General features: G+C 72.5%; 13 protein-coding genes. 11 read left to right on the top strand and 2 right to left on the bottom strand.

The window, feature by feature from the left end:
• Positions 1 to 16: 16 nt before the first annotated feature.
• The 8 genes from CRP29_RS07110 to CRP29_RS07075 all read left to right on the top strand — a co-directional run bounded on the left by CRP29_RS07110 (position 17) and on the right by CRP29_RS07075 (position 6,911).
• A complete protein-coding gene (locus tag CRP29_RS07110; protein ID WP_097194372.1) occupies positions 17 to 580 on the top strand; it encodes a F0F1 ATP synthase subunit B in 564 nt (187 codons plus the stop codon).
• Entirely contained in the window at positions 580 to 1,455 is an 876-nt protein-coding gene (locus CRP29_RS07105; RefSeq protein WP_097194371.1) for a F0F1 ATP synthase subunit delta, read from the top strand. Before CRP29_RS07110 ends, CRP29_RS07105 begins: the two co-directional genes overlap by 1 nt.
• A gap of 56 nt (positions 1,456 to 1,511) precedes the next feature.
• On the top strand, positions 1,512 to 3,149 hold the full coding sequence (gene atpA / locus CRP29_RS07100) for a F0F1 ATP synthase subunit alpha (RefSeq protein ID WP_097194370.1): 1,638 nt from the start codon (positions 1,512 to 1,514) through the stop codon (positions 3,147 to 3,149).
• Between the two features lie 3 nt (positions 3,150 to 3,152).
• Entirely contained in the window at positions 3,153 to 4,127 is a 975-nt protein-coding gene (locus tag CRP29_RS07095) for a F0F1 ATP synthase subunit gamma (protein ID WP_097194369.1), read from the top strand.
• A gap of 57 nt (positions 4,128 to 4,184) precedes the next feature.
• Complete coding sequence (gene atpD / locus CRP29_RS07090; RefSeq protein WP_091980735.1) at positions 4,185 to 5,633, top strand: F0F1 ATP synthase subunit beta; 1,449 nt, start codon at positions 4,185 to 4,187, stop codon at positions 5,631 to 5,633.
• A 172-nt stretch (positions 5,634 to 5,805) separates the two neighbouring features.
• Positions 5,806 to 6,000 carry a hypothetical protein gene (locus CRP29_RS07085; protein WP_097194368.1) on the top strand — a complete coding sequence of 65 codons (195 nt, stop codon included), beginning with the start codon at positions 5,806 to 5,808 and terminating at the stop codon, positions 5,998 to 6,000.
• Between the two features lie 82 nt (positions 6,001 to 6,082).
• Positions 6,083 to 6,472, top strand: coding sequence for a F0F1 ATP synthase subunit epsilon (locus CRP29_RS07080; protein ID WP_097194367.1), 390 nt, complete (start codon positions 6,083 to 6,085; stop codon positions 6,470 to 6,472).
• A gap of 37 nt (positions 6,473 to 6,509) precedes the next feature.
• Positions 6,510 to 6,911, top strand: a complete 402-nt coding sequence (locus CRP29_RS07075; RefSeq protein ID WP_097194366.1) for a DUF2550 domain-containing protein — start codon at positions 6,510 to 6,512, stop codon at positions 6,909 to 6,911.
• Between the two features lie 9 nt (positions 6,912 to 6,920).
• Here CRP29_RS07075 and CRP29_RS07070 read toward each other — a convergent pair whose 3' ends face one another.
• Positions 6,921 to 7,514: a cob(I)yrinic acid a,c-diamide adenosyltransferase gene (locus CRP29_RS07070; RefSeq protein WP_097194365.1), complete on the bottom strand. Its 594-nt coding sequence runs from the start codon at positions 7,512 to 7,514 to the stop codon at positions 6,921 to 6,923.
• Positions 7,515 to 7,630: 116 nt separating this feature from the next.
• On the opposite strand from CRP29_RS07070, the gene CRP29_RS07065 reads away from it, so the two are divergent.
• The 3 genes from CRP29_RS07065 to murA are packed head-to-tail and all read left to right on the top strand — an operon-like array spanning position 7,631 to position 12,138.
• Positions 7,631 to 8,401: an ABC transporter ATP-binding protein gene (locus CRP29_RS07065; protein WP_097194364.1), complete on the top strand. Its 771-nt coding sequence runs from the start codon at positions 7,631 to 7,633 to the stop codon at positions 8,399 to 8,401.
• Positions 8,402 to 8,407: 6 nt separating this feature from the next.
• On the top strand, positions 8,408 to 10,831 hold the full coding sequence (locus tag CRP29_RS07060) for an ABC transporter permease (RefSeq protein ID WP_097194363.1): 2,424 nt from the start codon (positions 8,408 to 8,410) through the stop codon (positions 10,829 to 10,831).
• Between the two features lie 26 nt (positions 10,832 to 10,857).
• Positions 10,858 to 12,138, top strand: coding sequence for a UDP-N-acetylglucosamine 1-carboxyvinyltransferase (murA, locus tag CRP29_RS07055; protein ID WP_097194362.1), 1,281 nt, complete (start codon positions 10,858 to 10,860; stop codon positions 12,136 to 12,138).
• A 1-nt stretch (position 12,139) separates the two neighbouring features.
• Here murA and CRP29_RS07050 read toward each other — a convergent pair whose 3' ends face one another.
• The gene (locus tag CRP29_RS07050) at positions 12,140 to 12,448 is read right to left on the bottom strand and encodes a hypothetical protein (protein ID WP_245852584.1); all 309 of its coding nucleotides are present in this window, start codon (positions 12,446 to 12,448) and stop codon (positions 12,140 to 12,142) included.
• Between the last annotated feature and the right edge of the window lie 64 nt (positions 12,449 to 12,512).

Here is a 12,512-nt window from a genome sequence, read left to right as displayed (position 1 = left end):
TAGGGACGTGCAGAGCATGAACATCCTGGCTGCGGAGAGCGCCAACCCGCTCCTCCCACCCGTGGGCGAGATCATCGTCGGCCTGATCACCTTCGCGATCCTCGCGTTCGTGGTGATCAAGTACGTGGTGCCGAGCTTCGAGAAGGCGTTCGTCGCCCGCCGTGAGGCGATCGAGGGCGGGCTCGAGCGGGCCGAGGCCGCACAGGCCGAGGCCAAGGCGGCCCTCGAGCAGTACCGCGCGCAGCTGGCCGAGGCACGTGGCGAGGCCGCGCAGATCCGCGACGCCGCTCGCGCCGAGGGCCAGCAGATCCTCGAGGAGCTGCGCACCCAGGCTCAGGAGGAGTCGGCTCGCATCGTCGCCCGCGGCGAGGAGCAGCTGACCGCGCAGCGGCAGCAGATCGTCCACGAGCTCCGTGGTCAGATCGGCACGCTCGCCGTCGACCTGGCCGGCCGTGTGGTCGGCGAGTCGCTGGCGGACGACGCCCGTCGCAGCGGCACCGTCGACCGGTTCCTCGCGGAGCTCGACGGCATGGCCGCGTCGGGCGACGGTCGGGGCGCCGTGGCGGAGAGCAACCGCTGATGGAGGCCTCCACCCGCGCGGCCACCGTCGAGGTGCGCGAGCGCCTCGAGCAGCTGACACGTCCCACCGCCGGCCTCCTGGAGAAGGCGCGGGACCGGATCACCGGCCAGCCCGCGCGTGCCGCCACGGGCCCGGAGCTGCTCTCCCTCGCGGACGAGCTCTTCGCGGTGTCGCGGGTGCTGGACAGCCAGCTCACCCTGCGACGTGCCATGGCCGACCCGGCCGGGAAGCCGGAGGAGCGCGCCGCCCTGGTGCGCCGCCTCTTCGCCTCCCAGCTGTCGTCGACCGCGCTGGACCTCGTCGAGACGATCGCCCGGCAGCGCTGGTCGCGGCCGCTCGACCTGGTCGAGGCCACGATCACCGTGGCCACCGAGGCGGCGCTGGATGCCGCCGACGTGAACGGTCAGCTCGACAGCGTCGAGGACGAGCTCTTCCGCTTCGGGCGCATCGTCGCCGGGGACCGGGAGCTCAACCGCGTGCTCAGCGACCGCAAGGCGTCCGTGGAGGGCCGCAAGGCGCTCCTGGACCGGCTGCTGTCCGGCCGGGTGAACCCGGTGACCGAGCAGTTGCTGCGCAACCTCCTCACCGGTTCGCACGTCGGCACCGCCGAGATCGCCATCGAGCGCCTGTCGGAGGCGGCCAGTCGCCGCCGCGGGCAGTCGGTCGCCCGGGTGACCACCGCGGTCCCGCTCACCGGAGCCCAGGAGCAGCAGTTGAGCGACGTGCTCGGCCGCCTCTACGGACGTCCGGTCGGACTCCAGGTCACCGTCGACCCCGACGTGCTGGGCGGCCTGATCGTCCAGGTGGGCGACGAGGTCATCGACGGCAGCATCGCCCATCGGCTGGAAGCCGCCCGCCGGCGGCTGGCCGGCTGACCGCCCCCTCCGCACCCCACAACGACACGACCCCCGCAGGGAAGAGGACCAGAGCCATGGCCGAGCTGACGATCTCCGCAGACGAGATCCGCAGTGCCATCCAGAACTACGTCACCGAGTACCGGCCCGACGTCTCCCGCGAGGAGGTCGGAACGGTCACCGAGGCCGGCGACGGCATCGCCCGTGTCGAGGGCCTGCCCTCGGTCATGACCAACGAGCTGCTCGAGTTCGAGAGCGGCGTCCGCGGACTGGCCCTGAACCTCGACGTGCGCGAGATCGGCGTCGTCGTCCTGGGCGACTTCTCCGGCATCGAGGAGGGCCAGCAGGTCCGCCGGACCGGCGAGGTCCTCTCGGTCCCCGTCGGCGACGGCTACCTGGGGCGCGTCGTCGACCCGCTGGGCAACCCGATCGACGGTGGCGGCCCCATCGCGACCACCGGCCGCCGCGCTCTCGAGCTGCAGGCGCCCACCGTGGTGCAGCGCCAGTCGGTGCACGAGCCGATGCAGACCGGGATCAAGGCCATCGACGCCATGACCCCCGTCGGCCGCGGCCAGCGCCAGCTGATCATCGGTGACCGCCAGACCGGCAAGACGGCCGTGGCGACCGACACGATCATCAACCAGAAGGAAGCCTGGGCCACCGGCGACCCGGCCCAGCAGGTGCGCTGCATCTACGTGGCCGTCGGTCAGAAGGGCTCCACGATCGCGGCCCTCAAGACCGCCCTCGAAGAGGCCGGCGCGATGGAGTACACGACCATCGTCGCGGCTCCCGCGTCCGAGGCCGCCGGCTTCAAGTACATCGCCCCCTACACCGGCTCGGCCATCGGCCAGCACTGGATGTACGAGGGCAAGCACGTCCTCATCGTGTTCGACGACCTGTCGAAGCAGGCCGAGGCTTACCGCGCCGTCTCCCTCCTGCTGCGCCGCCCGCCGGGCCGCGAGGCCTACCCCGGCGACGTCTTCTACTTGCACTCCCGCCTGCTGGAGCGCTGCGCCAAGCTCTCCGACGAGCTGGGTGCCGGCTCGATGACCGGTCTGCCCCTGGTGGAGACCAAGGGCAACGACGTCTCGGCGTACATCCCGACCAACGTCATCTCGATCACCGACGGCCAGATCTTCCTCGAGACGGGTCTGTTCAACTCCGGTGTCCGCCCCGCCATCAACGTCGGCATCTCGGTGTCCCGCGTCGGCGGCTCCGCGCAGGTGAAGGCGATGAAGTCGGTCGCCGGCCGCCTGCGTCTGGACCTCGCGCAGTTCCGCGAGCTGGAGGCCTTCGCCTCGTTCTCCTCCGACCTCGACGCCACCAGCCGCGCGACGCTGGACCGCGGCATGCGCCTGGTGGAGCTGCTCAAGCAGGGCCAGTACTCGCCCTACCCGGTCGAGAAGCAGGTCGTCTCGCTGTGGCTCGGCACCACCGGCAAGCTCGACCGCGTGCCGGTCTCCGACGTCCGTCGCTTCGAGTCCGAGTTCCTCGACTTCATCGGCCGCGGTGACAACGGCGTGTTCGACGCCATCCGCAGCACCAAGAAGCTCGAGGACGACACCGTCGCGAGCCTCGAGCGTGCGGTGGAGACCTTCTACGGGCAGTTCACGACGGGCGACGGCGAGTCGCTCCAGCTGAACGAGCCCGAGGCCGAGGCCATGGACGCCTCGGAGCGTGGCCAGGAGCGCGTCCAGGTCAAGAAGAAGGCCTGACCCATGGCCGCCTCTCTGCGCGCCCTGCGGCGCCGCATCCGCTCCACCCAGTCGACGAAGAAGATCTTCTCGGCTCAGGAGCTGATCGCCGGTGCCCGCATCGTGCGCGCCCAGGCCCGGGTGGAGGCGTCCAAGCCCTACGCCCGGGAGATCACGCGTGTGCTCTCCGCCCTGGCGTCCTCGGCGTCGCTGAACCACCCGCTGCTCACCGAGCGGGAGAACCCGCGGCGCGCGGCCGTCCTGGTCATCACCTCCGACCGCGGCTTCGCCGGCTCGTACAACGTGAACGTCCTCCGTCGCACCGAGGAGCTGCTCTCGCTGCTCCGCCAGGAGGGCAAGGAGCCGGTGCTCTACGTCGTCGGCCGCAAGGGGGAGACGTACTACTCCTTCCGCGACCGCGAGATGGCGCAGACGTTCACCGGCTTCTCCGAGCAGCCCCGCTACGAGGACGCGCAGGAGATCGGCTCCGCGCTGATCGACGTCTTCACGGCCGGGGCGGACGACGACGAGCAGGGCGGCGCCGGCGACGACGGCGTCCTGGGCGTGGACGAGCTGCACATCGTCTACACCGAGTTCCGCTCGCTGCTCGCCCAGGTGCCGGTGGCCAAGCGCATGGCGCCGCTGGAGGTGGAGGAGGTCGAGGAGTTCGACTACGAGCGGGAGGATCGCGAGAGCGGTGCTGCCGGCGACTCGGGCGTCCCGACCTCTTACGAGTTCGAGCCGTCGGCCGAGGGCCTGCTGGACGCCCTGCTGCCGAAGTACATCACCACCCGGATCTACGCGGCGATCCTCGAGGCGGCAGCCTCGGAGTCGGCGTCGCGCCGCCGGGCGATGAAGTCCGCCTCGGACAACGCCGAGGAGCTCGCGAAGAACCTCTCCCGGCAGGCGAACCAGGCCCGCCAGGCGGAGATCACCCAGGAGATCAGCGAGATCGTCGGCGGCGCCGACGCGCTGGTCTCGGCCAATGCGGGCGACTGACCCGCTCACCACCGTTCCATCACGCAGCACGAGCCCGAGGGCAGGAGAGCAGCACAGATGACCGTCACCGAGGACCGTCCGACCAGCTCGCAGACGCAGGCCAGCACCGGCCGCGTCATGCGGGTCACCGGGCCGGTCGTCGACGTCGAGTTCCCGCGCGACGCGATGCCCGACCTGTTCAACGCCCTGAAGGTCGACGTCACGCTCGCCGACCTGAGCAAGACCCTGACCCTCGAGGTCGCCCAGCACCTGGGCGAGAACGTGGTCCGGACCATCTCGATGGCCCCGACCGACGGCCTCGTCCGCGGGTCCGAGGTCACCGACACCGGCAGCGCGATCAGCGTGCCCGTCGGCGACGTCACCACCGGCCACGTCTGGAACACGCTGGGCGAGTGCCTGGACGAGCCCGGCTACGGCCTGGACGCGCCGCGGTGGACCATCCACCGGAGCGCGCCGCGGTTCGACCAGCTCGAGGGTCGCACCGAGATGCTGGAGACCGGCATCAAGGTCATCGACCTGCTCACGCCCTACGTGGCCGGCGGCAAGATCGGCCTGTTCGGCGGTGCCGGCGTCGGCAAGACGGTGCTCATCCAGGAGATGATCCGTCGCGTCGCCCAGGAGTTCGGTGGTGTGTCGGTGTTCGCCGGTGTGGGTGAGCGCACCCGTGAGGGCAACGACCTCATCACCGAGATGACCGAGTCCGGGGTCATCAACTCGACCGCCCTGGTGTTCGGCCAGATGGACGAGCCGCCGGGCACCCGTCTGCGGGTCGCGCTCTCCGCGCTGACGATGGCGGAGTACTTCCGCGACGAGCAGAACCAGGACGTGCTGCTCTTCATCGACAACATCTTCCGGTTCACGCAGGCCGGGTCCGAGGTGTCCACGCTGCTGGGCCGCATGCCCTCGGCCGTGGGTTACCAGCCCACCCTGGCCGACGAGATGGGTCAGCTGCAGGAGCGGATCACCTCGACGCGGGGTCGCTCGATCACCTCGCTGCAGGCGATCTACGTGCCCGCCGACGACATCACCGACCCCGCACCGCACACCACGTTCGCCCACCTCGACGCGACGACCGTGCTCTCGCGGCCGATCTCGGAGAAGGGCATCTACCCGGCCGTGGACCCGCTGGACTCCACCAGCCGGATCCTCGACCCGCAGTACGTGGGCCAGGAGCACTACGACACCGCGCAGCGGGTCAAGCAGGTGCTGCAGCGTTACCAGGAGCTGCAGGACATCATCGCGATCCTCGGCATCGACGAGCTCGGTGAAGAGGACAAGGTCACCGTGAACCGGGCCCGTCGTGTCGAGCGGTTCCTGTCGCAGAACATGTTCGTCGCCGAGGCCTTCACCGGTCAGCCCGGCTCGTTCGTGCCGCTGGCCGAGACGCTGCAGTCGTTCAAGGCGATCACCGAGGGCGAGTACGACCACGTCCCGGAGCAGGCCTTCTTCATGTGCGGTGGACTCGAGGACCTCGAGGCCAACGCGGCCAAGCTCAAGAAGGCCTGAGCACCCGCTCAGCCCTGACCGACGGCCGGGTCTCCCTTCGGGGAGGCCCGGCCGTCGGCGTTCCGTCACCCGTCCGTGTGCTCTTCTGCGGGCGGGGCTCCAGTTCCGTCGCCGCAGTGCCGACCATCAGGACGGAGCGCCCGACCGGCGGGCGCCGTCGCAGGGGTTCGGCGTGGACGCGATCAGCAGACTGGACGGGCGCACCGGTGACGGCGGCGACCCCGACTGGACCTGGGCGCCGTTCGCGCCCGAGGAGCCGGTGGACATCGCCCGCTTCCGCATCGAGGAGTGGGCGCCGGCGTCCACCGTCCGGCACCCGTGGGTCCGCGTCGGCCGGTTCACGCTGCTCTACCGCCGCGCCGCCTGACGCCCTCCGAGCAGGGGGGCCGGGCAGCCGCCCGCCCCTCGACGCTAGGGTGGAGACCCGTCCGCAAGAACCGAGGAGTGTCGTGGCGACCCTGCAGGTCGAGTTGGTGGCCGTCGAGCGCAAGATCTGGTCCGGCGAGGCCACGATGGTCATCGCCCGCACGACCGAGGGCGAGCTCGGCGTCCTGCCCGGTCACGCGCCCCTGCTGGGCCAGCTGGCCCCCGGCGGTGTCGTCACCATTCGCACCGAGACCGGTGAGGACCTCACCGTCGCCGCCCACGGTGGCTTCCTCTCGGTGAGCGAGAAGGGCGTCTCCATCCTCGCCGAGACGGCCGAGATCTCCACGGAGATCGACGTGGAGCGCGCTCGCACGGCGCTGTCCCGCGCCGAGGACGCCGGGGACGACCCGGAGGCGCTCGACGCCGCGCGTCGCGCGATCTCCCGGCTGCGTGCGGCCGGCGAGACCGTCTGATCTTCCCGGCACCACCCGGCCCGGCTCCGAACCGCCCGTGACCACGGCCCTGCTGGTCCTGCTGGGACTGCTGCTCGTCGTGGTGGCCGTCGTGTTCCTGCTGCGCCGCCGGTTCCTGCTCTCCGGGCTCGGTGCGGTCACCATGTGGCTGCGCACCCCGAGCTCGTCGCGGTGGTCCGTGGGCGTCGCCTGGTACGGGGGCGACGCCCTGCTCTGGTACCGGGCACTGTCGCTCTCGGTGCGGCCGCAGCACCGGCTGGAGCGGTCGGGCTTCACCGTCGAGTCCCAGCGCCGTGCCGGCCGGGCCGACCTCGCGCTGCCCGAGGACGTCGTCGTCCTCTCCTGCGCCACCGCCGAGGGGCACCGCGACCTGGCGATGGACCCCTCGACGGTGACCGGCTTCCTGTCCTGGCTGGAGTCGGCCCCGCCGGGTCGCTGACCGCGGGAACTACCCGGCCGTGGGGCCGCCGGGCACCCAGAGGATGTCGCCGCCCGGGTTGGCCACCCGCGACAGGATGAACAGCAGGTCCGAGAGCCGGTTGAGGTAGCGCGCGGTCTCGGTGTTGGTGACCCCGGTCCGGCCGTTCGCCTCGTCCGCCTCGAGCAGCGCCCAGACGCTGCGCTCGGCCCGCCGGGCCACGACCCGGGCCTGGTGCAGCAGGGCGGCCAGCGGCGTGCCGCCCGGCAGGATGAAGCTGTTCAGCTTGGGCAGCGTCTCGTTGTACTCGTCGCAGGCCGCCTCGAGCCGCTCGGTGTAGGCCGCGGTGATGCGCAGCGGCGGGTACTCCGGGTCCGGCGTGATCGGGGTGCAGAGATCGGCGCCGACGTCGAACAGGTCGTTCTGGATGCTGCGCAGCAGGTCGGCGAGCGCCGGCTCGGGGGAGCCGAGGGCCACCGCCGTCCCCAGCACGCTGTTGGTCTCGTCCACGTCGGCGTAGGCGACCAGCCGCGGGTCGGTCTTCGCCACCCGGCTCATGTCGCCCAGGTGGGTCTGACCGGCGTCGCCGGTCTTCGTGTAGATGCGCGTGAGCCGGACGGTCATGGGCGCGAGCCTAGGACGTGCCGCCGCCGACGACCGGCCGGAGGGTCCCTTCGACCCTGCCGCGAAGGACCGTTCAGCCGGTGCGCGGACCACCGCAGGGACGGCACGGTCGCTGCATGGCCCAACCGGTGCGGGACGACGCGAAGCCGGTCGTCGACGCCTCGCGCGCGGCCGCCGGGACCCGCGTCGACCTCGACGGCGTGAGCCGGCGCTACCGGATCGGCGACGTGACGGTCACCGCCCTCGAGCAGGTGGACCTGCACGTCGACGAGGCGGCGTTCGTGGTGATCCTCGGCCCGTCCGGCAGCGGCAAGACCACGCTGCTCAACCTCATCGGTGCGCTCGACGTCGCCACGGAGGGGCGCGTCCGGGTCGGCGGGCAGGACGTCACTGCCGCCTCCAGGTCCGAGCGGGCCAGGCTGCGGCGGCACACGGTCAGCTTCGTCTTCCAGTCCTTCAACCTCTTTCCCGGGCTGACCGCGCTGGAGAACGTGCAGTTCGGTGCCGACGTCGCCGGGCGCGCGCAGGCGCGGCAGACCGCCGAGAGCACGCTGGCCGGGGTGGGGCTGGCGGGCCGGGCGAACCACTTCCCGCACCAGCTGTCCGGCGGCGAGCAGCAGCGGGTGGCCATCGCCAGGGCGCTGGCCACCGGCAACCCCGTCCTGCTGGCCGACGAGCCCACGGGTGAGCTGGACTTCCGCACCGGGGTGGCGATCCTCGACCTGCTCCGGAAGCAGGCCGAGGCAGGGACGACGGTCCTCGTCGTCACCCACAACCGGGAGATCGCCCGGGTGGCCGACCGGGTCATCGAGCTCTCCAGCGGGCACATCGTCGCCGACGGGCCGCCGCCCGGCGGGCGGGCTCCGGTGTCCGAGCTGCACTGGTAGCCGGCCGTGCGGACCCGGGGACTGCTGCTGCGCTGGGCCCTGCGTGACCTGCGCCGGCGCTGGGTGCTGGTGACCGCGATCGCCCTGGTGCTCGCCCTGGGCACCGGCACCTACGCAGCCCTCCTCGGCACGTCCGACTGGCGGCGGGCGTCCAACGACCGCAGCTTCGAGCTGCTGCGGATGCACGACGTGCGGGTCACCCTCAGCGAAGGACTGACCGCCGAGGCCGGAACGCTGGCCGCCGCGGTCGGCCGGATCCCACAGGCCGCGCAGGTGCAGGCTGTGGCCGAGCGGCTGATCCTGCCCACGCTGGTCGACGTCTCCAGCGCCGGGCAGCAGGTGTTGGTGCCGGGGCGCATCGTCGGGATGCCGGTGGACGCCCCGGTCGACCGGCTGTCGGTGAGCAGCGGCCAGGGACTGCGGGCGGGCGATCCCGCGGTGGTCCTCGAACGGTCCTTCGCCGACTACTACGACCTGCCCGACGCGGGGACGCTGCGGGTGGCGGGCGACCGGTCGCTCTCCTACGCCGGGCACGGCCAGCTGCCCGAGTACTTCGCCATCGCCGGGGGCGGGGGTGGTGCGTTCACCACCGAGGCGGGCTTCGGTGTCGTCTTCGCGCCCCTGGAGACCGCCCAGGCCCTGGCCGACGCGCCCGGCCGGGTGAACGAGGTGGTGCTCCGCCTGGCGTCGGGGGCTGACGACGGCGCCGTCGCGGCGGCGCTGCAGCAGGAGCTGGACGCCGAGCAGCTGGCCTCGACCGCCGTGGTCAAGGGCGAGGAGATCGTCTACCGCACGCTCTACGAGGACATCGAGGGCGACGCGCAGTTCTGGCGGATCATCGCCGGCCTGCTGCTCGCCGGCGCGGCCTTCGCCACGTTCAACCTGACCACCCGCGTGGTGGAGTCCCAGCGGCGGGAGATCGGCGTCGCCATGGCGCTGGGGCTGCCGCGGCGGCAGCTGGCGATCCGGCCCCTGGCGCTCGGCGTGCAGATCTCGGTGCTCGGCGTGCTGCTCGGCATCGGGGTCGGCGTGGTCACCGGCAGGCTCTTCGGCGGGCTGTTCCGGACGCTGCTGCCGCTGCCGGTGTGGGAACAGCCGTTCCCGTACGCGACCTACCTCCAGGCCGCTGCGCTGGGCTTCCTGCTGCCGCTGCTGGGCGTCGCCTGGCCCACCTGGCGGGCGATCCGGGTGGAGCCGGTGGAGGCCATCCGCGTCGGGCACCTGGCGGCCCGGCAGGTGCGGTTCACCCCCCTGCTGCGGCGGCTCGCCCTCCCGGGGCGCTCCTACTCCCGGATGCCGCTGCGCAACCTGGTCCGCACGCCGCGCCGGACGGTGCTCACCTCGCTGGGGGTCGGCGCGGCCATCGCGACGCTGGTCGCCGTCTTCGGCATCCTCGACTCCTTCACCGGAACCCTCGACGACTTCGACGCGGAGGCCACCCGGTCGGCTCCCGACCGGGTCACCGTCCAGTTCGCCGACGTGTTCCCGGAGGACGCGCCGCAGGTCGCCGCGGTCACCGGTGCGCCGCAGGTCGGCGACGCGGCGACGACGCTGCTGGTGGACGGGACCGCCCGCAGCGCAGGCGAGGAGATCCCGCTCGCGGTCTCGATCCGGGACCTCGGCGGCGGGCTGTGGCGGCCCACGATCGATGGCGGTGGCGCGGACGCCGCGCGGTCCGGGATCGTCCTGAGCCAGGTCGCAGCGCGGGACCTCGGGGTGCAGCCGGGCGACCGGATCGAGCTGGACCACCCGCAGCGCACCGCCGCTGGGTTCACTCGTGCCACCACGACGATCGTCGTCGGCGGCATCCATCCCGGACCGATCCGGGCGGTCGCCTACCTCGACCGCTCGCAGGCGGCGGCCTTCGGGACGTCCGGCCTCGTCAACGCGCTCGAGGTGACACCGGCGGCGGGAGTGAGCCGGGACGAACTGACCCGCGCGCTGTTCGCCGTGCCCGACGTCGCCTCGGTGCAGGCGGCCACGGCCGTGACCGACAGCTTCCGCGACGCGCTCGGCGCCTTCACCAGCGTCCTCGGCGTCGCGGCCGCGGTGACGCTGCTCCTCGCGCTGCTCATCGCCTTCAACGCCACGAGCATCGCCACCGACGAACGAGCGCGGGAGAACGCGACGATGTTCGCCTTCGGCCTGCCCCGACGCGCCGTCGTCACGATGGGCGTGGTGGAGAACGCGTTCATCGGACTGCTGGGCACCGCGGTCGGGCTGGGGCTGGGCTACCTGTTCACCCGGTACACGGTCGAGGTGCAGCTGCACCGGACGCTGCCGGAGTTCGGCATGCCGGCCAGCGTGTCGCCGACGACGGTGGTCGTGGCGCTGGCCCTCGGCGTGGGCGCGGTCGCCCTGACGCCGCTGGTCACCCTGCGGTCGCTCGGCCGGATGGACATCCCGGCCACGCTGCGCGTCGTGGAGTGAATCCGGCGCTCTCGTAGGGTGGCCCGGTGGAGTGCTTCGAGGTGTCCGGTGGAGCGGCGTTGTCCGGCCGGGTGCGGGTCACCGGGGCCAAGAACAGCGCGCTGAAGCTCATGGCTGCCGCCCTGCTGGCGCCGGGGCGCACCGCGATCGACGAGGTGCCCGACATCCTCGACGTCTCGATCATGAGCGAGGTGCTCCGCCGGCTCGGCTGCGGGGTCACCTACACGCCCACGCCCGGCAGCGGTGGCGGTGGCCGGGTCGTGGTCGACGTGCCCGAGCAGCCCTCGACCGAGACCGACTACGACCTCGTGCGCCGCATGCGCGCCTCGATCAGCGTGCTCGGCCCGCTGGTCGCCCGCTGCGGCAGTGCGCGGGTCGCCCTTCCGGGCGGCGACGCCATCGGCTCCCGCGGGCTGGACATGCACATCGCCGGCCTGGAGCGGCTCGGCGCCACGATCATCAGCGAGCACGGCTTCCTCGTCGCCACCGCGCCGCGGCTGCGCGGCACCTCCATCTGGCTGGACTTCCCGTCGGTGGGAGCGACCGAGAACCTGGTCATGGCCGCGGTCCTGGCCGAGGGGACGACGGTGATCGACAACGCGGCCCGCGAGCCGGAGATCGTCGACCTCTGCGCGATGCTCACCGCGATGGGGGCGCGGATCGACGGCGCCGGCACCTCCACCCTCACCGTGGACGGCGTGGAGAACCTCTCGCCGGTCACCTACACGACCGTGCCCGACCGGATCGTGGCCGGCACGTGGGCCATCGGGGCGGTGATGACGCGCGGCGACGTGGTCATCGAGCGCGCGGTCGCCGGGCACCTGCGGGTGGCACTGGACAAGCTCGTCGACGCCGGCGCCACGGTCGAGGAGCTGCCCGACGGGCTGCGCGTCGCGATGGCCGACCGGCCGCGCGCCGTCGACGTCGTCACCCTGCCCTTCCCCGGGTTCCCGACCGACCTGCAGCCGATGGCGGTGGCACTGGCGGCGGTCTCCACCGGCACCGCCCTGATCACGGAGAACGTCTTCGAGGGCCGGTTCATGTTCGTCAACGAACTCGTCCGCCTCGGTGCCGACGTGCGCATCGACGGCCACCACGCCGTCGTCCGCGGCCGGGAGCGGCTCTCCAGTGCGCCCGTCGTGGCCACCGACATCCGCGCCGGCGCCGGCCTGGTCCTGGCCGGCCTGCTCTCCGACGGCGTGACCGAGGTGCAGGAGGTGCACCACGTCGACCGCGGCTACCCGCACTTCGTCGAGCAGCTGCGCGGCCTGGGCGCCCAGGTCGAGCGGACGCAGCGGCCGGGCTGACTCAGCCGGAGAAGGACGCCGCCAGCATCCGGGCGCGGGCAGCGTCGTCGGGGAAGACCAGCACGTCGGTGCGATGCGGCGCCGGTGAGCGCTGGGTGGACCGGATGCCGGCGTCGGAGAGCACGGCCCGCAGCGCCCGCGCGGTCTGCGGCGCGGTCACCGTGGCCACGAGCACGAGCAGCCCGTCGCCGGCGGGCGCCGCGGGGGCGGCCGTCCGGCCGTAACCGGGGCCGAAGGCCCATCGCGTCACGAGTGCCAGCAGGCCCACGACGAACAGGATGACCACGATCGGTCCGAGCCCTCCGGACACCGGCGTCCCCCTTCGATGCGACCCGATCGAGTGTGCCACCGGACACCGTTGCCCGGGCGGGGCT

It is taken from the genome of Blastococcus aggregatus, from assembly GCF_900221005.1.
GTDB lineage: Bacteria > Actinomycetota > Actinomycetes > Mycobacteriales > Geodermatophilaceae > Blastococcus > Blastococcus aggregatus.
Note: the sequence above shows the minus strand (reverse complement) of the source record. Positions and strands in the feature narration are given on the sequence as shown.

Excerpts from the sequence above, each read along its gene's own strand:
- CRP29_RS07110 (WP_097194372.1), top strand. The coding sequence starts at position 17 with ATGAACATCCTGGCTGCGGAGAGCGCCAACCCGCTCCTCCCACCCGTG.
- CRP29_RS07070 (WP_097194365.1), bottom strand. The coding sequence starts at position 7,514 with ATGACCGTCCGGCTCACGCGCATCTACACGAAGACCGGCGACGCCGGT.
- CRP29_RS07065 (WP_097194364.1), top strand. The coding sequence starts at position 7,631 with ATGGCCCAACCGGTGCGGGACGACGCGAAGCCGGTCGTCGACGCCTCG.
- CRP29_RS07095 (WP_097194369.1), top strand. The coding sequence starts at position 3,153 with ATGGCCGCCTCTCTGCGCGCCCTGCGGCGCCGCATCCGCTCCACCCAG.
- CRP29_RS07105 (WP_097194371.1), top strand. The coding sequence starts at position 580 with ATGGAGGCCTCCACCCGCGCGGCCACCGTCGAGGTGCGCGAGCGCCTC.
- atpD (WP_091980735.1), top strand. The coding sequence starts at position 4,185 with ATGACCGTCACCGAGGACCGTCCGACCAGCTCGCAGACGCAGGCCAGC.
- atpA (WP_097194370.1), top strand. The coding sequence starts at position 1,512 with ATGGCCGAGCTGACGATCTCCGCAGACGAGATCCGCAGTGCCATCCAG.